Origin of the sequence: Methylorubrum populi (assembly GCF_002355515.1) — a bacterium.
In the GTDB taxonomy this organism is placed as follows: domain Bacteria; phylum Pseudomonadota; class Alphaproteobacteria; order Rhizobiales; family Beijerinckiaceae; genus Methylobacterium; species Methylobacterium populi_A.
In genome coordinates this window covers 4,347,315-4,364,248 of the sequence record NZ_AP014809.1, presented here as the reverse complement: position 1 = coordinate 4,364,248, position 16,934 = coordinate 4,347,315, and the positions used below count along the sequence as shown (strand labels likewise).

Below are 16,934 nucleotides of genomic sequence, written 5' to 3'. Positions count from 1 at the left end.
CCGCTTGAGGAGTGGAGATAGCCGACCCGTTTGACTGCCGTTCGCCGCGTTCGTGACGAAGTGTGTCAGGCGCGCGTGCCGACACACTTCGTCAAGGTCGAGCAAAGCCTCGGCCATGGGGTCGACGTATCCCTACCGGCTCCCCGCAGGACCGGACGCCGGGTCGAACGCGACCCCGGCGAGATCCGACGCGGCAGCGACAGGTGGCCAAGTGGACAGATCTTTCCCGTCGAGACCCGAGACCCGCGTGCCCCTGGCCGTCGCGCTGGCATTCCTGGCGGGTTCGGCCGACTCGATAGGCTTCCTGGAACACTCTCAACTGTTCATGTCGTTCATGAGTGGGAACACGACCCGGTTCGGCGTCGCGGCCAGTTCCTTCGATTGGTCGGGCGTCACCAGGTTCGGCAGCACCATCGCGCTGTTCTGCCTCGGCGCGTTCGTCGGCACCCTCGTCGCGGCCTGGGCCGGGCGGTGGCGTCTTTCGGTCCTGCTCGGCGCGCAGGCCGTCCTGCTGTCCATCGGCAACCTGCTGCCGGAGGCCCCCGATGCGTTTCCCCTTCATGCCTACCCCGTCGTCCTCGCCCTCGGCATGCTGAATGCGACGCTGCAGGATGAGGCCGGGCGGAGCCTCGCCCTGACCTACGTCACCGGAACCGTCGTACGTTTCGGGACCGGTCTGGCGAACATGGTCCTGCACAAGCCCGCGCCGTCGTTCTGGCTCCAGGCACCGCTCTGGGCGGGCCTGACGCTTGGCGCGGTCGCCGGCGGCTTCATCCAGAAGGCCCTTGGTCCCGATGCCTTCCTCGTTCCGGCGGCCCTGTCCGCGTCGCTGGCTGTCGCAGGCATCATCCTCACGGTGGCACTGCCTGGGAGCGGCTATGTCTCGAACGAGCGGTCGGCGCAGCCGGACGCGCACCCCGACGCACCGGCGACCGCCCGGTAGGCCGCGTCTCAGCCGCGTCCCTTCGCCCTCGGCAGGCGGATCTCGGCCCGCAGGCTGCCCTCCGGCCGGTTCGACAGGACGAGCGTGCCGCCGTCCGCCTCGACCGCGCGCTGGGCGATGGTCAGTCCGAGACCCGTCCCGCCCGTGTTGCGGTTGCGCGACCCCTCCAGCCTGGTGAAGGGCTGGAAGGCCCGGGCGACGTCCTCCGGCGCGATGCCGGGGCCGTCGTCGTCGATGCGCACCACCAGGGTCGCCTCTTCGATCTCGATGCCGACCCGAACCCGGGTCCCGTAGCGCACACCGTTGTCGACAAGGTTCTCGACCGCGCGGCGGAAGGCAACGGGACGTACCGACGCCAGCGCCCGGCCGGGGCCGTCGTAGCCCACCTCGCGGCCCGCGTCCGCGGAGGCGTCGGCGACGCTCATCAGCACGCTCGCCACGTTGACGACCTGCCGTGCTTCCGGGTCGGCTTCGCCACGCAGGTACGACAGCGTCGCGTCGATCATGGCCTGCATGTCGTCGAGGTCGGCAGCCATGGCACGGCGGTCCGCAAGGTCATCGACCTTGTCCAGGCGAAGACGGAGCCGGGCGATCGGCGTGCGCAGATCGTGCGAGACCGCCGCCAAAGCCTGCGTCCGTTCCGCGACGAGGCGGTGGATGCGCCCTTGCATCGCGTTCAGCGCCCGACCGATCCCGCGCGTCTCGTCCGGTCCGACCTCAGGCACGGACACGACCGTACCGTGCCCGATCCGGACGGTGGCGTGCGTCAGTTCCCTGAGCGGGCCGGCGATCCGGTGCACCAGCACGACGGCGGCGACGCCGACCAGGATGGCCATCGCGGTGGCGAGGTACGCCCAGGGTGCAAGGTGGACCAAGTGAGGCGAATGGGCGGACCGGAAGGTCAGGAAACTGCCGTCCGGCAGCGGGAAGGCGCCGCGCAGGTCCTGTTGGTGCAGCGGCTCGTCCGGCGCCGCCAGGGCGAGCGCCAGATCTGGGCCGAGCACGGGCTCGATCTCCAGGACGCGTTCGCGCAGATCGCGCAAGGCGGGGTCTGTCTTGCCGGTCTCGGCGGATTCCCCCCGCTCCCAGCCTATCTCGAAATGACCCGACGAGAGGGCTTTTGCCTCGATGCCGCGCTCCCCCGGCGGTCGCCGCAGTACCGCTTCCCGCGCCAAGACGAGCTGTCGCGCCACTTCGTTCGCGAACGCCTCGTCGGCCGCGGCCGCCGCCGACTGACGGTACAGCAACAACGCGCCCCCGTGGACCACGAGTACCGCCAGCAACAGCACGGCGACGGTGCGCCCCTCCAGGCTGCGGGCAAGATCGACCAGGAATTTCATGCCCGCTCGACCTTGGCGGCCATCATGTAGCCGGAGCCGCGAACCGTCTTGATCACGGGGAGCGTGCCCTCGGGCGGTTCGAGCTTGCGCCTGAGGCGGCTGACCAGCGTGTCCACGCTGCGGTCGGACGGGGCGGCGAGCCGTCCGCGGCTCATCTCCAGGATCTGCTCGCGGCCAAGCACGCGCCCCGGATGCTCTAGGAACACCATGAGTAGGTCGTGCTCGGCCCCCGAGAGGTCTACGGCAGCCCCCTCGGGATCGGTCAGCTGCCGGCTGCGCAAATCGAGCCGCCAGCCGGCGAAGGTCAGAACCTGTGCTCTCTCCGCCGCGGTGGCGGTCGGCGCGACGGCGGTTCGACGCAGCACCGCGCGGATGCGGGCCAGGAGTTCCGGCCGGCCGAACGGCTTGGCGACGTAGTCGTCGGCTCCGAGTTCGATTCCGAGTACCCGGTCCGCCTCCTCGTTGCGGGCGGAGAGCATGATGACCGGCACGGTGCCCTTGCTGCGCAGCGCCCGCAGTAGATCGAAGCCGGATGCGCCGGGCAGCATCACGTCGAGCAGGACGAGATCGACCGGCTTCCCGGGCAGAAGCGACCACATCTCGGCGCCGCTGCGGCAACCGGTGACGCGGTAGCCGCTCTCCCTCAGGAGTCGCGTGACCAACACCCGCATACCGTCGTCGTCTTCGATCAGGAGGATGTGCTCCTGAGCGGAGCCCGCTCCCGGCCTGTCATCGCGTTCCATCAGTCACCGTTTCACCCATCGCCGCGGGGTCCATTGCGAACAAAGCCTCCGCCAGATTCAGATAACGCATCAGGGGACCCTCATCGAGTGGGCCACGAACGTCAATGAAAGTTCTTTGTAAAATTGATCCAGATTTTTGATCGACAATACGTGAAATTGGTCAAATTATTTCCGCATCATGCTTGCAAGGAAACCCCGTAGATATGCGAGCAATAACAGTATTTAATCGAAATCATGTACATCCGTTCGTGCAAAATGCCCGGTGAGCACAAGTCGGCTTATGCATCCGGCTGCAGCGGAGGGACACATGAAGCGATCCAATGATGGCTCGCCTGATTTCCAAGCCGCATACTTGATGATGGTTCGTGGACATCGGCGAACACTTCTGGTCTTGGACGGGCCAGCGCTCGGTTCTCTCCAACGCCACAAGGCACAAGTTAATCATTTTTTAACTATGACTTATTAGGTTTGATTAACAAATTTGTGTCTGCCGGGACAGGGTGCCGGCAAGAAAGAGGCTGGCGATGAAGGAAGACATTTCCGGGCCAAGCTTGGCGTCCGCCGCCCTGCGCATTCATCAGGGTCGCATGCGCGTGTCGGTCGAGAACATTGCCAACGCGCGTTCCACGGCGTCCGCCCCAGACGGCGAACCCTATCGGCGCAAGATTGCAGTGTTCGAGCCGATCACGGGCAACACCGAAGAGGCACCGGCCATCCGTATCGTACGCGACAAGACCGAATTCCCGACGGTTCATAGTCCTGGACACCCCGCCGCCGATGCTGGCGGCAACCTCAAGCTTCCCAATGTCCGCCCTACGGTCGAGATGTCCGAACTTCGCTCTGCGATGCGAGCGTACGAGGCCAATCTGCGCACTATCGCGACCTTTGACGACCTGAAAGGAAAGACGCTCGCGCTACTGAAGAGCTGATGTCATCGACCCGAAAGCGTTTCGTGATGACGCATCGAACGCGGCCGGCCCGTGCGCCATCAACCGACAAGCTCATCAAGCAAGAGCAATAGCAGGAAGCCTGCGAAGAACATCGCGGTCACCCATGGACGGTCCTCCGTTTCGTGTGCCTCGACCAAAAGTTCCTCCGTCACGAGGTAGAGGAGCGCAATCAGGCCGAAGGCGAGAAAGCCGCCGCGGATGGCCTCGGGCAGCGTGGCGACCGGGCCGCCGAGCAGCGCACCGAGCGGCAGCAGGACGACGAGGGCGGCGGTCAAGCCGACCACCCTGGCTTTCGAGGTTCCGCCCTCGCCGAGTTCGTTCGCGACCGTCAGGCCGAGGAACAGCACCTCGATGGTCAGGGCGACCGTAAGCAGGAAACCGGCCTTGGCGCCCGCTGCGAAGGCGATGCCGAGGACGAGCCCGTCCACCAAGATGTCGATTCCGGTGACGGTCAGCAGACCGACCGGTCCTTTCACCCGACGCTCCAGAGTGCGGACCGCGAGCATGGCGGCAACACCGACGCCGCCGCCGACCAGGGTGGCCCAAGGCGATCCGGCATGCTTGAGGTCAGGCAGGATCTCGCCCGCCGCCGCGGCGAATACGACACCTGCGGCGAAGTGCTGGATGGCGCTGACCAAGACGGGTCCCGGCCGCATGTTGACGGCGACCGCGGCGCCGAGAACGGCGGCGGCTGCCGGGATGAGGGTATAGAGCCAGGCTTGCATCGCAGGTTCAGACCACGCCGTCCGGGGCCAGCGCGCAGGCGTTCGTCTCGCTCGTCTCGACCTGCAACGTGACGTGGACGATCCCGAAGCGGTCCCTCAATTCGCGTGCGGCTCGTATGAGGAAAGCGTCGTCCGTACCGTCCGGCCTTACGAGATGGCTCGTCAGGGCGACCTCGGTCGTGCTCATCGGCCAGACGTGAAAGTCGTGGACGGCCGTGACGCCCTCCAAGCCCCGCAGATGGGCGCGCACGGCGTCAGGGTCGATGCCGGGGGGCACGGCGGCGAGCGACATCCGCACGCTGTCGCGCAGGAGTCCCCAGGTGCTCCATACGACCGCCGCGGCGATGAGCAGGCTGGTAACCGGATCGAGCCAACGCCAACCCGTCAGGGCGATAAGCAGGCCGGCGACGACGACGCCCGCCGAGACGGCGGCATCGGCGGCCATGTGCAGAAAGGCGCCCTTCACGTTGAGGTCGCCTTCGCGCCCCGATGCGAACAGCCAAGCGGTGATGCCGTTGATCAGGATGCCGATGCCGGCGACCACCATCACGGTGGTCCCGGCCACCGGTGCGGGCTCACCGAAGCGCCGGACGGCCTCCCAGGCGATTGCGCCCATGGCGACGAGGAGGATGACCGCGTTGAACAAGGCGGCCAGGATCGAGGAGCTCTTCATGCCGTAGGTGTAGCGCGGCGTAGGCGCCCGTTTTCCAAGAACGGCCGCAGCCCAGGCGACGGCGAGCCCGAGCACGTCCGAGAGGTTGTGGCCTGCGTCGGCGACGAGGGCGAGGGAGTTGCTCAAGACGCCGTAGACCCCCTCGATGAGCACGAAGGCGACGTTCAGCCCGATCCCGACCGCGAAGGCCTTGCCGAAATTGGCGGGCGCGTGGGCATGACCGTGTTCGTGCCCGCCCCCGTCACGGGAGGCCTGATCCGCGTGTCCGGTCATCTGGATATCCGCTCGCATCTAAGCCCTCAACGGGGCGTCCGACATATGCGGCACGCCTAACTCCTCTAGCGACTAGAGGAGCAAGGGGTTTCGAACTTGGCGGGCGCAAAAAATGTAATTTCGCTTGACCTTAGGCATCAGTGAGCCTCGTGCAGGCATTCACCGTGATCGGCCAGCACTTCGACGATGCGGCATTCCCGGACATTGCCCCGCGAGCATTGATCCAGCATCGCCTGGACCTCCACCCTCAACCCGGTAAGCCGCGCAATCCGGTCGTCGATGTCAGCGAGATGCCGGCGGGCGATTGCGTCTACCTCCCCGCACGGGCGTTCCGGCTGCTCGGCGAGATCGAGCAGCGCGCGGATGTCCTCGATCTCAAATCCGAGTTCACGCGCGTGCCGGATGAACCGAAGCCTCCGGACGTCGGCCGCGCCGTAGGTCCGCCGGTTGCCTTCCGTTCGGGACGCGCGCGGCAGGAGTCCGCGCTCCTCGTAGAAGCGGATGGTCGGCACCTTCACGGCTGCCTTCCGCGACAATTCCCCGATTGCGATGGGCTGCATGGTACTTGCTCCTCTAGTCGCTAGAGGAAGTAGGGTCGACTTCACCACAAGGAAGGCACCCGCCGTGACCGAAGCAGCGACCCTGGACAGGACCGACGTCCCGACGACCCGCCTGCGGGTGACCGGCATGGACTGCGCGTCCTGCGCGGCGAAGGTCGAGGCCGCCGTGCGCCGGCTGCCCGACATCGCACAGGTGCAGGTCTCGGTGGCCGCCGAGACGCTCGCGGTGCGTCACGGACCCGGGACCGATGCGAGAATGATCGCTGACACCGTCCGCGGCCTCGGCTACGGGGCCGAGGACCCGGACGCCGTGGCGTCCGGGGATACCGCCGAAACGCCTTGGTGGAAGGCGCCGAAAGCCCTGCTGGCGGCTTCCTGCGGCGCGGCCCTGGTGACAGCCTACGCGCTCGGGCACGTCGCGCCGATTACCGAGCGCTGGGCTTTCCTCGCGGCTATGGCGGTTGGGCTGGTGCCGGTTGCCCGACGAGCTATCTTGGCCGCCCGGCATGGGACGCCTTTCTCCATCGAGATGCTCATGACGGTCGCCGCCGTCGGCGCGACCGTCATCGGGGCGACCGAGGAGGCGGCGACCGTCGTCTTCCTGTTCCTGATCGGCGAAGTGCTGGAGGGCGTCGCTGCTGACGGGCCCGGGCGAGCATCCGTGGGTTGACCGGTCTCGTCCCGGAGACGGCGCTGCTGGAACGGGACGGCACGACCGAATCTGTGCCCGCCGCGAGCCTCAAGGTCGGCGCCACCGTGCTGGTGCGGCCGGGTGACCGCGTCCCGGCGGACGGGACCATCCTGGACGGCGGGAGCAACATCGACGAGGCGTCGGTCACCGGTGAGAGCGTGCCGAGGCGCAAGGAGCTTGGCGACGCAGTCTTCGCCGGGACGGTCAACGGCGACGGGGCGCTCCGCGTCCGGGTGACCGCGGCTGCCAAGGACAATACCATCGCCCGGGTGGTGCAGCTGGTGGAGGAAGCGCAGGAGGCGAAGGCGCCGACCGAGCGCCTGATCGACCGGTTCTCCAGGGTCTACACCCCCGCCGTCGTCGCGGTGGCCGCCTTGGTGGCGGTGGTCCCGCCGCTTCTCACGGGCGGCGCGTGGGGGGATTGGGTCTACAAGGGGTTGGCGATCCTGCTGATCGGCTGCCCCTGCGCGCTCGTCATCTCGACGCCGGCGGCCATCGCGGCCGGCCTCTCGGCCGGGGCCCGGCGCGGGCTTCTCATCAAGGGCGGCGCCGTCCTGGAGCGGCTGGCCTCGGTGACGACGGTCGCCTTCGACAAGACGGGAACCCTGACGGAGGGCAAGCCCGTCGTGACGAACGTGGTGGCATTCGGGAGGTCCGAGCGGGACGTGCTGTCGCTGTCGGGCGCCCTTGAGGGTGGCTCCTCGCACCCGCTCGCCCGGGCCGTGCTGGCCAAGGCCGCCGAGGCCGGAGCGCCGGTGCCCCCGGCATTCGGGGCCCAGGCATTCGGCGGCAAGGGCATCGCCGGCAAGGTCGGGGGGCTCGACTTGTTCCTTGGCTCGCCGAGGGAAGCCGGCGCGCGCGTGCCGTTCACGCCCGATCAGGAGGAGCGGGTCTCCGGGCTCCAGGGCGAGGGTAAGACCGTGTCCGTGCTCCTCGCGAACGGGGCGGTAGCCGGGCTGCTCGCGATGCGAGACGAGCCCAGGTCCGACGCGAGGGAGGGGGTCGACCGCCTTGCGTCGCTCGGCGTCGGCGCGATCATGCTGACCGGCGACACCGCGCGGACGGCCTGGGCCGTGGCGGCCGCGCTCGGCATCGAGGTGCGGGCCGAGCTCCTGCCTGAGGACAAGCAGCGGATCGTGCGGGAGCGCCAAGCCACTGGCGCCGTGGTGGCCAAGGTCGGCGACGGCATCAACGACGCGCCAGCGCTCGCGGCCGCGGACGTCGGTATCGCGATGGGTGGGGGCGCCGACGTGGCGCTTGAGACGGCGGATGCGGCGGCCCTGCACGGACGCGTCGCAGACATCGCCCGGATGATCGAGCTTTCGCGCCGGACGCTGTTCAACATCAGGACGAACATCGCCCTGGCGCTCGGCTTGAAGGCAGTGTTCCTGGTCACGACGGTTCTAGGGGTCACCGGCCTATGGCCTGCCATCCTGGCGGATACCGGGGCAACCGTGCTGGTGACGGCAAACGCGCTGCGGCTCCTTGGAGAGGGAAGATCGAGCGCCTGAGGCCCTTCACGTTCCCACCATGGGAGGCCCCATCCGTGTGCGACGTCATCAACGGGAGAGCGTCACGCAAAGCTTCAAGGTCAAAAGGATGGGCTGCGGCGGCTTGAAACGGTCGAGTGACGGATGGCGTTCGGACAGTTCGTCGGAGCCATCCGCTTTCGTGCCCCCTTCCCATCGAGGAGGAAGGAGAGTGCAACCTCTAAGGACTGGAGGTTTGGCCGGGATATGAACATTTCAATCGGAGAGCTGTCGCGCCGCACGGGCGTGAAGGTGCCAACCATCCGCTACTACGAGGGAGCAGGCTTGATGCCGGCCCCGACCCGCACCGAGGGCAAGCAGCGTCGCTATTTGGAGACAGAGATATCCCGGACCAATTTCATCCGTCATGCGCGCGAACTCGGATTCGAGATCCAGGCGATTCGCGAGTTGCTGGCTCTGTCCACCGAGCCGGACCGGTCCTGCGCGGAGGTGGACGGTATCGCCCGTCGACACATGGCCGAGGTCGAGCGTCGAATCGGGCAACTCGTGGCTTTGCGCGGAGAGTTGCGGCGCATGGTCGAGGCATGTGGCCACGGTCGGGTGGGGGAGTGTCGGGTGATCGAGACGCTGGCCGACCATCGACAGTGCGCGCATGAGCACGGCCGCATCTCCTGAATCCGGGACCTGCTCAGGAAAAGCCGGGCAAGCTTGCGCCGTGTCGGCCATGACGCAGCGCTGGTTTATCCGCCACGAAAGTTTCAGCTCGTGCTGCGGTCAAAGGTCTTTCGGATGAACACGTTGGGCCTGCCGACCCTCGCTGTTCTCGCCGTAGCCGTAAATAGGACCCGCACAGCACCTTATCGACCGTGCCGGCTGGCTTCGCGTCGCGGCGTTTAGCACCAACGATGGACCCGTATCGACCGCGAGCCTCAGCGTCGGCGTCGCGGTGTCCGCCACGCACAAACGGGGAGATCCTGATGGCTGGCGCGATGTCGATGGCGGTCGGGAAGTGCCCTTCGGTCAATTCCCGGTCCGAGACCGAGCGGGCCGACCGCGAGCGGCTCGAACTCGCCGACGACCCCTGGCGAAGCGCCAAAATCTCGCTCGCATCTACGTCGAGCGCGGGCCCGAATACACGGAGATAGCGGCCTCGCTGGTGTTCCTCGCCATTCTCGGCGCCCTCGGGGCGAAGGCGGGTGGTGCCGCAGTGCCGCGGGCGACGGTACAGTACAGGTGACGTTCCGGGGATCACTCGCCGTGGGCGTCACCGCAGGCATCGGGAGCCTTGTCGGCAAGGTCGTGTGACGAGGCTCGAAGGCAGGACGGGGTGAGCCTGGAACGCGCCGAGAACCGCCACCGAGGGATTTCGAGCCTCAATCCCCCTGCGACCCACGCCTGCCGCGGGCGGGGCGCGGCTTGGCGGAACCGCCCGAGGGACCCGGGTCGGAGACGATCCCGGCTTCCTGGACTCCCTGTCCGAAGGGAACCGCCGGGACGCCCGCCTCCGTTCTCCGCCCGCTCACGATCACGCCGACGTATCCCTCGCCCGCGATGAAACGGGCGCCCGCGCCGCGAAGGGCCGCGACCAAGCGCTCCGCAAGCGCGACTCGGATCGCGATGAAGCCGTTCTCGTAGTCGTTGATCGACTTCTTCGAGACGCGCGCCATCAGGTGAAGCTCCTGCTGGGTGAGACCGACCAGCAGGCGGGCGGCTTGGCATAGGTATCCTGGCACGGTCCGGTCCGGAGGGAAATCCGCAGCCGAGGCGAAGTCCACTCCCCGAGGCGCGTCGGGCGAGGCTTGAAAGATTTTTATAGCACAGGTATAATTGGGATCTTCAACAAGCACCGCCGACTGCCCGCCCCCGCCCGACTGATCGTCGAGCGGGAGGGCCGCTTTCCGCCTTTGGGGTTTCGCCATGATCATCGCGCTGTTCGGCGGCGATGGCCGTGCCGTTGGCACGCACGCCGCCTTCCTGATTGCCCGTGCCGCAGCCTCGGTCGGCACCGCCACGACGCTCCTGCGCGTCGTAGGCGCGCACGAATCCCGGCTGCCTCGACTCGACAGCGTGCCGGACACGCTGCGCGTTGTCGAGCTTTGCAGGGACGGTCCCTCCTTCGCAGAGGACTTCCCGCGGGAGACGGCCGCCGATCCCGCGCGACGCCTCGTGGTGCTCGACCTGCCGCCAGGGTGGGCGGCGGACTGCCCGGTTGATCTCGGGGAATGTCCCAGGGTGATCGCCGTCGGACCGTCCGTCCTCGAACGCGCCATGGCCGTGTCCATGCTGCGCGCGACCGCGCATGCCGCCGTCCCTTGGCTGCTGGGGTGCGGTTTCCCCTCACTCGGAGCGTCCGACCGAACCGTGCGCGACACGGCCGCGGCCGCGGGCCTGGACGACACCTCGATCCGCGTGATCCCTCGCGGCCTGCCGGCTCCGCTGCGGGACGCCGCCGCCCCGGCCCATGGATCCCTGCTCGCGTCCCTGTCCGTTCGCGCTGCGCTTCGCGTGCTGAACGCGGTCGTACCCGGTGCGGTCCCGATGCCGGGGCATCCCGGCGACGTCATCGCTCCCGTCCTGGCCGGGATGGGCGAGGCGGACCGCCGCGACGCGCAGGACCGGCTCCGGGACCTTGCCGATGCCTTGGACGCCGCGGAGGACGGCGAATACCCGTCCGCGGAGGAGCTCGCCGCCGCCCCCGTCCTTGAGGAATGGGAGTTCGGGATGCGGCCGGTCGCGGCGCTCGTCGGTCGCGTCACGCACCATCCGGACTTTCCCCCAGGTCGCCGGGTCCGAACCTCGGAAGTCTACGTTTCCGACCGTCGTACCTGGGCGCGCACCTATTCCAGGCTCTACCGCCTGGGACGGCCCGCCGGTCCGCGTCCCTCCCTGCAGTAGCGCACCGTCTGCCTTTCCGTCGAGGCGGGTCGCCCCTCCCTCGCTCGAAAGGCGGAAGCCGGTCCCGCCCGTCGAGATGTGGGCGGGGGAGCCCTTGCCGCCTGTCCGGGCGGCCATGCGAGGATGTCAGGAGATGCCCGTGCACCCCCAAGGCGAACGTCGCTGGGCGCTGCCGGCGGCGGGCGGTTCGACGTCCCTCACCAGGTTGTGGCGGACGGTCGGGCCGGGCGCCCTCGCGCCCGATCTGGCCAAGCCGTTGCTGGCTGCGGCGACGGCTGCCCTCCAAGGGTCCGGTCCCTCCGTGGCCGCCTCGGAATGGGAAGACGCCCCGGCGGCGCTCCGCGACGCCCGGGCGGTCCTCGGACGATGCGGTCCGGCGCATCCCGACGTCGACGTGGTCGCCACCGCGGCGCTCGCGCTGGCGCTTCGCGGCGAAAAGGCTGCCGCGACGTTCCTCGCCGATGCGCTCGACCGTCTCGCCGCCGACGGGACGGGCGGACCGCACCATGCCCGGTTCGCCTATGCGTGGCGGTCCCGGGTGGAACTTAAGCCGGCGGGCGTCTCCGCCGGGAGCGACGACAGGGCGCCGGACCGGCTGCGGCTTCCGGGCGACGACACCGAGGGAGAACCGATGCGCCTATGGATCTTTTCGGACCTGCACATCGACATCGGGAGTCCATGGACCCCAGCCTCGATCCCCGGGGCCGATCTCGCGGTGGTCGCCGGCGACGTCGGCGAGGGCCTCGTCAAGTCAATCGCGTGGCTCGCCGCGACGGTCCGGCCGCATATGCCGGTTGCGTTCGTGGCCGGAAACCATGAATTCTACCGTCGATGCCTGCCGGACGAGTTGCAGGCGGGGCGCGCGGCCGCGATGGAGGCCGGAATTCACCTCCTGGAGAACGACACCGTCCGCTTCGGCGACGTCGTGGTCTCGGGATGCACCCTGTGGACGGATTACGAGCTCGACGGACCGGCGACGCGGGTCCCCGCCATGCGGGACGCACGCGTGGGCCTCAACGATCACCGCCTCATCGCCTGGAGCCGCAAGCCGGAGTGGCGGCGGTTCCGGCCGGAGGAGGCGCTCGCGCTGCACCTCGCGTCACGCCGCTTCCTCGAAACTGCGCTCCGGTCCGCCGCGGACGCGACGACGCGGGCGCACGTCGTGGTCACGCATCACGCTCCCGCGGCGGGGAGCGTCGCCCCACGGTTCCTCGGCAAACCGCTCAATGCCGCCTACGCGTCGCGGTTGGACGACCTGATCGAGGCCGGTCGGCCTTCGCTCTGGGTCCACGGGCACACCCATACGCCGTTCGACTACCGCCTCGGCGGGACCCGCGTGCTCTGCAACCCGCGAGGATATCCCGGCGAGAACCCGCGCTTCCAGCCCGGGCTGGTCGTCAAGGTCTGAGACCGCCCGGGGCGGCCGCCCCGCCCTGACTGCCTCCCGCAAGCCGAGAACCGATGGAGACGCCCTTGCCGGACTTCGCCCGTGAGCCTCGTGCGCTAGGATGCCGGGGAGCACCTCCGCCGCATCCCATCCCGTTCCGCTCCCCGGGCTCGACCGGAACGGGATCGGCGGCCGCCGGGGGGCTACGATGACGCGGCATGTTCGCCCCCCTCGTCGTGTTCCGGGCGCCGAGGTCCCGGAGCCGTTGCCGCTTCCGTTTCGGCCCCGAGCGCGGATCGACGCGACGCCCGAGGTGCGGACGGCCTGTCCCGGACCGGCCTCCGTCGGGAGCCGAAGGGAGAACGCGAGGTTCTGGATCCTGTCCGACCTGCTCGTCGACCGCAATCCCGAGTTCCGGCTCCCCGATCCGCTTCCTGAGTTCGACGTCCTGCTGGTCGCGGGCGGAGTGGCCATCGGGCTGGACGTCGCGTTGAACTGGTTGGCGCGGGCCCTGGACGGCAGACAGGGGAACAGGCCCGTCCTGATGGTGGCGGGCAGCGCGGAGTTGTGGTCCGAGACGCCCATGGTGGAGGCGGTCGCCCGCGGCCGGGAGCTCGCCCGGGACCTCGGCATCCACCTGCTCGCCGACGACGCGGTACGCATCGGTCCCGAGGCCGGCGGCGGGACCGTGGTGGTCGGGGCGACCCTGTGGACCGACTGGTGCCTCGAAGGGAGCTTCGAGGGCCGCTTGGCCAGGGTCGCGGCCCGCCACAGCTGGGCGGATTGCCGGCGCGTCCTGCTTCGGCGGGGGCGCCCGTGGTCGCCGCTCGACGCCCTCGGGGCCCATGCAAGGTCGCGGGGATACATCGAGGACGCCCTCACCAGCATCGTGTGTCAATCGCTGAACGTCGCGAGGGGACCCGGGACGCTCGTGCCCGGTGTTCGCCCCGGGGACCGCGCCGTCGTGCTCACCCACTTCGCGCCTTCACGCCGTTCGCTGCCCGACGCCTGGACGGGATGGCTCGGGGACGCCTGGCTGGCAGCCTCGCATGCCTCGGACCTGGAGGATGTCATGCACGCCTGGGGCGCGCCGACGCTCTGGGTCCACGGCCGGGCCGTCGCCCCGGCGGATTACCGCATCGGCCGGACCAGGGTCGTCGCCAATCCCTTGCGGCGCTGGGATGCGGCCGATGCCTTCGACCCAGCCTTGGTGGTCGAGGCCTGAGATGGGAACGTCGACCTACGGCCCAGGACCGCCCGTACCAAGCTCCCCGGACGGGCCAACGGGCATCGGGAGCCGGGAAAGGTTGGGCCGGGACGGCGCCCATCGCTGACATCCCGCCTCGGGCTGCCGCCGCCACGACTTTTCCCGGCCGCCAATGACGGCGATGGCTTGATCGCATTATATACCGCAGGTATAATATCAGCATCCTCGAACGTCGTGGGCATTTCAACAGCCCGGCCAACCGGGCTGGGCGCTGTGAAGCCGAGCCCGTGCGCAGCGCGGCGACCGCCTATTCGCCCATCGGGTCGTCCCGGCTCCCCGCGGGGGCACGGGCCAAGTTTTTCGAAAGCGTGACGGATTCGTTGGCCGCCTTGGAACGGGCGGGGCCGCTGGAGGTGGACATGGCATCGGAGCCTGGCCGGGTGGTTTCGTGTTCGGTTTTGCGGCGTGCGATCCGAACCCCGCGGCGCGGCGTGCCGCCCGGGGTCGAAGCCGGCGTGGTGGCGGCTTGGCGGACGTACCCGCCCGGACGCCTCGACCGGGCGGAAGCAACGGCCCTCGCGCGGCTGCTGGCGACGACGTCGATACTCGGCGAACCGCGCTGGTCCGCGGCAAGGGACGGGGACGCGGCCGCGGCCACGGCGCTCGCGATCCGTCACGTCCGCACGTGCGGCGCGGCTTCGGTCGCGTCGGATCTCGTGATGGGCAATCTCCTGCTGATGGCCGAGCGCGGCGACGCGACCGCGCCGGCGGTCATCGCCTACGCCCTGCGCGCGCTGGCACGGCGCAGCGCCGACGAGCGCCGGCTCATGCGCCTCGCGGCGCGATGGGCGCGACCGAGGATGCGCAAGCTTCGCCGCCGCTGAACCATCGGCCCCTCACCATCGAAGTCCCACGCGAAGCCGGAGGATGCCATGCCCGAACCGAACGAGGCGGCCTGCGCGATGGCGCGCGCCTTCGTCGAGGCGTTGCGGAAGGAAGCCGCGAGCCCGGATCCATCATGGTGCCTGGACGAAACCGAGCTCGACGCGCTCGCGCTCGGCCGGCGGGAGGCATCGCCCATGCCCCGGCTGGCCGCCGACGTCGTGGCCGCCGCGGTCATGCTGGGGCGCGCGTTCGCTCCGGCAGGACCACCCGCGGCCGATGAAGGCTTCCCCGTCCTACTGGTGCGCGTATCCTCTCCGGATTGGGTGGAGCCGATGCGGTGCGTCGTGGGACCCTGCCTCCTCGGACTGGGATGGAGGGTTCGGGATGGCGAGGGCGGGCGCGGGGCCTGGAACGACCGCAGCCGGCGGGAGGTCGTCGTGTTCGCGCGTGACGGGGCCTCGCGCGAGCATAGGCCCGACCGCGGCAACGAAACCGTCGGCGCGGCCGTGGTCGCCGGCGTCCCGCTCATCGGCGTCGCGTCGGATCCCGCCAGGACGCTGCCGCGCGACTTCCTGCGCGCCGTCGACCGGGAGGTTCTCGTCGCTCCGCTCGACGCCGAGGTTCTGAGCCTGGTGATCGAGGCGGTGACCGGCGAGGTTCCGCCCCTCGCCGCGCTCGGGGACTGCGTGGCGGTCCGGGCCGCCGCCGACCTTCGGCTCGGTATCCGCCCGGGTCGTGGAGCATCCGAGGCCCTGGAGCGCCTCGGGCGTTCGCGCCAGCGAGAGAGGCAGCGCACCGCGAACGCGCCCCGCCTTGAGGACACGCTCGGTCTCGGAGCCGCCCGGGATTGGGGGCTCGGCTTGGTGGCGGACCTACGGTCGTGGCAGGAAGGGATCATCCCGTTCGCGGCCTGTGAATCGGCCGTCCTCGTCAGCGGGCCGCCCGGCACGGGCAAGACGCGGTTCGCGGCGGCCCTGGCCCGAAGTGCAAACCTACCGCTTCATCCGGGCTCCCTCGCGCAGTGGCAGGGCTCCCGTGACGGACATCTTGGCCATACCCTGGGCGCCATGCGGCAGTTCTTCGAGGAAGCGCGGCGCTCGCCTTGCGTGGTCCTGATCGACGAGCTCGACTCCTTTGGTGATAGGAATACTTTCTTAGAACATCATCGTGACTACTCCAGCCAGGTCGTCAACGCCCTCCTGGAACACCTCGACGGCGCCGTCGGCCGCGAAGGGGTCGTCGTCGTCGGCACGACGAACCATCCATCAAGGATCGATCCTGCGATCTTGCGTTCGGGGCGGCTCGAACGGCACTTTCGGATCGAGCTTCCCGGTCTCGAAGCGCTGACCGGCATGCTGGTCCAGTATCTCGGGGCCGACGCCGATGACCTCGACCTTGCGCCGGTGGTCCCGCTGCTGCGTGGCATGACGGGTGCCGACGTCGAGGCGCTGGTGCGGCGGGCGCGTGGCAGCGCGCGACGGGCCGGCCGCACCCTCACGGTGGCCGACATCCTGGCAGGCTCCTCGGATGGGACGCCGGCGCTCGGGGATGGGCTCCGGATGCGCTGCGCCGTCCACGAGGCCGGGCATGCGGTCGCGCTCCTGGCCAGCGGCGCGAGCGGACCAGTGACGCTATCCATCGCCCCGACCGGCGGCCTGACCGAGCATGCGCTCGTCGATGCCTACGGAGCCCTGACCGAGGGCGACTTCGAACGGTCCCTGGTGATGATCCTGTCGGGCCGCGCGGCCGAGGAGGTGCTCCTGGGCGACGTCTCCGCCGGCGCGGTCTCGGATCTCGCCGAGGCGACCCGATGCGCCGCGGCGATGGAGGCGTCGTGGGGGTTCTCCGCCGATTTCCCGCTGCTGTCCCTGGCCCCCGCCCAGGACATCGACCTGGCCCGGATGCCCTGGCTGATGCGCCCGGTCCTTGAGCGGCTCCGGCTGGCCTACGAGCGCGCGTGCGACCTCATGCGGACCGAGCGCCTCGCCCTCGAACGGATCGCGGAGGCCCTGTTCCGCACGGCCTACCTCGACGACGCGGCCACCCGGGCGTTGTTCTCGGGAAAGGCCGCCTCCCCCCGACGCCGCGCCGGTCCGGGCCGCGGTGCCCGCCGCACGCACGACACCTGAAATGGAGAGGCCATGACGTCCTTCGTACGCCGACCGATTGCAT

The 16,934-nt window shown here is 69.3% G+C and carries 14 protein-coding genes and 2 pseudogenes; 10 read left to right on the top strand and 6 right to left on the bottom strand.

The window, feature by feature from the left end:
• Window positions 1-247 precede the first annotated feature (247 nt).
• On the top strand, window positions 248-943 hold the full coding sequence (locus MPPM_RS20250) for a YoaK family protein (protein WP_096486594.1): 696 nt from the start codon (window positions 248-250) through the stop codon (window positions 941-943).
• 8 nt (window positions 944-951) lie between these two features.
• Here the strand turns inward: MPPM_RS20250 and MPPM_RS20245 are convergent, their stop codons facing one another.
• Together MPPM_RS20245 and MPPM_RS20240 are read right to left on the bottom strand one after the other, a co-directional pair.
• Window positions 952-2,283 (bottom strand): ATP-binding protein, encoded by a 1,332-nt coding sequence (locus MPPM_RS20245; protein ID WP_096486593.1) that lies wholly within the window; start codon window positions 2,281-2,283, stop codon window positions 952-954.
• The gene (locus MPPM_RS20240; RefSeq protein WP_096486592.1) at window positions 2,280-3,026 is read right to left on the bottom strand and encodes a response regulator transcription factor; all 747 of its coding nucleotides are present in this window, start codon (window positions 3,024-3,026) and stop codon (window positions 2,280-2,282) included. Before MPPM_RS20240 ends, MPPM_RS20245 begins: the two co-directional genes overlap by 4 nt.
• Before the next feature lie 524 nt (window positions 3,027-3,550).
• Between MPPM_RS20240 and MPPM_RS20235 the strand changes: the two genes are divergently transcribed.
• On the top strand, window positions 3,551-3,955 hold the full coding sequence (locus MPPM_RS20235) for a flagellar basal body rod C-terminal domain-containing protein (protein WP_096486591.1): 405 nt from the start codon (window positions 3,551-3,553) through the stop codon (window positions 3,953-3,955).
• A gap of 59 nt (window positions 3,956-4,014) precedes the next feature.
• On the opposite strand, the gene MPPM_RS20230 is transcribed toward MPPM_RS20235, so the two are convergent.
• The 3 genes from MPPM_RS20230 to MPPM_RS20220 all read right to left on the bottom strand — a co-directional run bounded on the left by MPPM_RS20230 (window position 4,015) and on the right by MPPM_RS20220 (window position 6,207).
• Entirely contained in the window at window positions 4,015-4,701 is a 687-nt protein-coding gene (locus MPPM_RS20230) for a ZIP family metal transporter (RefSeq protein WP_096486590.1), read from the bottom strand.
• Between the two features lie 7 nt (window positions 4,702-4,708).
• On the bottom strand, window positions 4,709-5,647 hold the full coding sequence (locus MPPM_RS20225; RefSeq protein WP_096486589.1) for a cation diffusion facilitator family transporter: 939 nt from the start codon (window positions 5,645-5,647) through the stop codon (window positions 4,709-4,711).
• Between the two features lie 137 nt (window positions 5,648-5,784).
• Window positions 5,785-6,207, bottom strand: a complete 423-nt coding sequence (locus tag MPPM_RS20220; protein ID WP_096486588.1) for a MerR family transcriptional regulator — start codon at window positions 6,205-6,207, stop codon at window positions 5,785-5,787.
• Between the two features lie 127 nt (window positions 6,208-6,334).
• Here MPPM_RS20220 and MPPM_RS20215 point away from each other — a divergent pair.
• The 3 genes and pseudogenes from MPPM_RS20215 (at window position 6,335) to MPPM_RS29030 (ending at window position 9,693) form a co-directional block, all read left to right on the top strand.
• Window positions 6,335-8,409 (top strand): annotated as a pseudogene (locus tag MPPM_RS20215) (heavy metal translocating P-type ATPase).
• Window positions 8,410-8,634: 225 nt separating this feature from the next.
• Window positions 8,635-9,063 carry a MerR family transcriptional regulator gene (locus MPPM_RS20210; protein ID WP_173807932.1) on the top strand — a complete coding sequence of 143 codons (429 nt, stop codon included), beginning with the start codon at window positions 8,635-8,637 and terminating at the stop codon, window positions 9,061-9,063.
• Between the two features lie 163 nt (window positions 9,064-9,226).
• Window positions 9,227-9,693: pseudogene (locus MPPM_RS29030) on the top strand (VIT1/CCC1 transporter family protein).
• 68 nt (window positions 9,694-9,761) lie between these two features.
• On the opposite strand, the gene MPPM_RS20200 reads toward MPPM_RS29030, so the two are convergent.
• Window positions 9,762-10,313, bottom strand: coding sequence for a helix-turn-helix domain-containing protein (locus tag MPPM_RS20200; protein WP_244573369.1), 552 nt, complete (start codon window positions 10,311-10,313; stop codon window positions 9,762-9,764).
• Here MPPM_RS20200 and MPPM_RS20195 point away from each other — a divergent pair.
• The 5 genes from MPPM_RS20195 (at window position 10,306) to MPPM_RS20175 (ending at window position 16,891) form a co-directional block, all read left to right on the top strand.
• Entirely contained in the window at window positions 10,306-11,283 is a 978-nt protein-coding gene (locus MPPM_RS20195) for a DUF6634 family protein (protein WP_096486586.1), read from the top strand. The two genes, MPPM_RS20200 and MPPM_RS20195, sit on opposite strands and share 8 nt — an antisense overlap.
• Window positions 11,284-11,416: 133 nt before the next feature.
• A complete protein-coding gene (locus tag MPPM_RS20190; RefSeq protein WP_096486585.1) occupies window positions 11,417-12,691 on the top strand; it encodes a metallophosphoesterase in 1,275 nt (424 codons plus the stop codon).
• Between the two features lie 244 nt (window positions 12,692-12,935).
• Complete coding sequence (locus tag MPPM_RS20185) at window positions 12,936-13,895, top strand: metallophosphoesterase family protein (protein WP_244573368.1); 960 nt, start codon at window positions 12,936-12,938, stop codon at window positions 13,893-13,895.
• Between the two features lie 269 nt (window positions 13,896-14,164).
• Window positions 14,165-14,761 carry a hypothetical protein gene (locus tag MPPM_RS29025; RefSeq protein ID WP_244573367.1) on the top strand — a complete coding sequence of 199 codons (597 nt, stop codon included), beginning with the start codon at window positions 14,165-14,167 and terminating at the stop codon, window positions 14,759-14,761.
• Between the two features lie 48 nt (window positions 14,762-14,809).
• Window positions 14,810-16,891, top strand: a complete 2,082-nt coding sequence (locus MPPM_RS20175; protein ID WP_096486583.1) for an AAA family ATPase — start codon at window positions 14,810-14,812, stop codon at window positions 16,889-16,891.
• The last annotated feature ends 43 nt before the right edge of the window (window positions 16,892-16,934 follow it).

Bases quoted from the DNA above. Each gene is read 5' to 3' on its own strand.
- MPPM_RS20200 (WP_244573369.1), bottom strand. From the start codon at position 10,313: ATGATCATGGCGAAACCCCAAAGGCGGAAAGCGGCCCTCCCGCTCGAC.
- MPPM_RS20210 (WP_173807932.1), top strand. From the start codon at position 8,635: ATGAACATTTCAATCGGAGAGCTGTCGCGCCGCACGGGCGTGAAGGTG.
- MPPM_RS20175 (WP_096486583.1), top strand. From the start codon at position 14,810: ATGCCCGAACCGAACGAGGCGGCCTGCGCGATGGCGCGCGCCTTCGTC.
- MPPM_RS20220 (WP_096486588.1), bottom strand. From the start codon at position 6,207: ATGCAGCCCATCGCAATCGGGGAATTGTCGCGGAAGGCAGCCGTGAAG.
- MPPM_RS20245 (WP_096486593.1), bottom strand. From the start codon at position 2,283: ATGAAATTCCTGGTCGATCTTGCCCGCAGCCTGGAGGGGCGCACCGTC.
- MPPM_RS20190 (WP_096486585.1), top strand. From the start codon at position 11,417: ATGCCCGTGCACCCCCAAGGCGAACGTCGCTGGGCGCTGCCGGCGGCG.
- MPPM_RS20240 (WP_096486592.1), bottom strand. From the start codon at position 3,026: ATGGAACGCGATGACAGGCCGGGAGCGGGCTCCGCTCAGGAGCACATC.
- MPPM_RS20235 (WP_096486591.1), top strand. From the start codon at position 3,551: ATGAAGGAAGACATTTCCGGGCCAAGCTTGGCGTCCGCCGCCCTGCGC.
- MPPM_RS20195 (WP_096486586.1), top strand. From the start codon at position 10,306: ATGATCATCGCGCTGTTCGGCGGCGATGGCCGTGCCGTTGGCACGCAC.
- MPPM_RS20225 (WP_096486589.1), bottom strand. From the start codon at position 5,647: ATGACCGGACACGCGGATCAGGCCTCCCGTGACGGGGGCGGGCACGAA.
- MPPM_RS20230 (WP_096486590.1), bottom strand. From the start codon at position 4,701: ATGCAAGCCTGGCTCTATACCCTCATCCCGGCAGCCGCCGCCGTTCTC.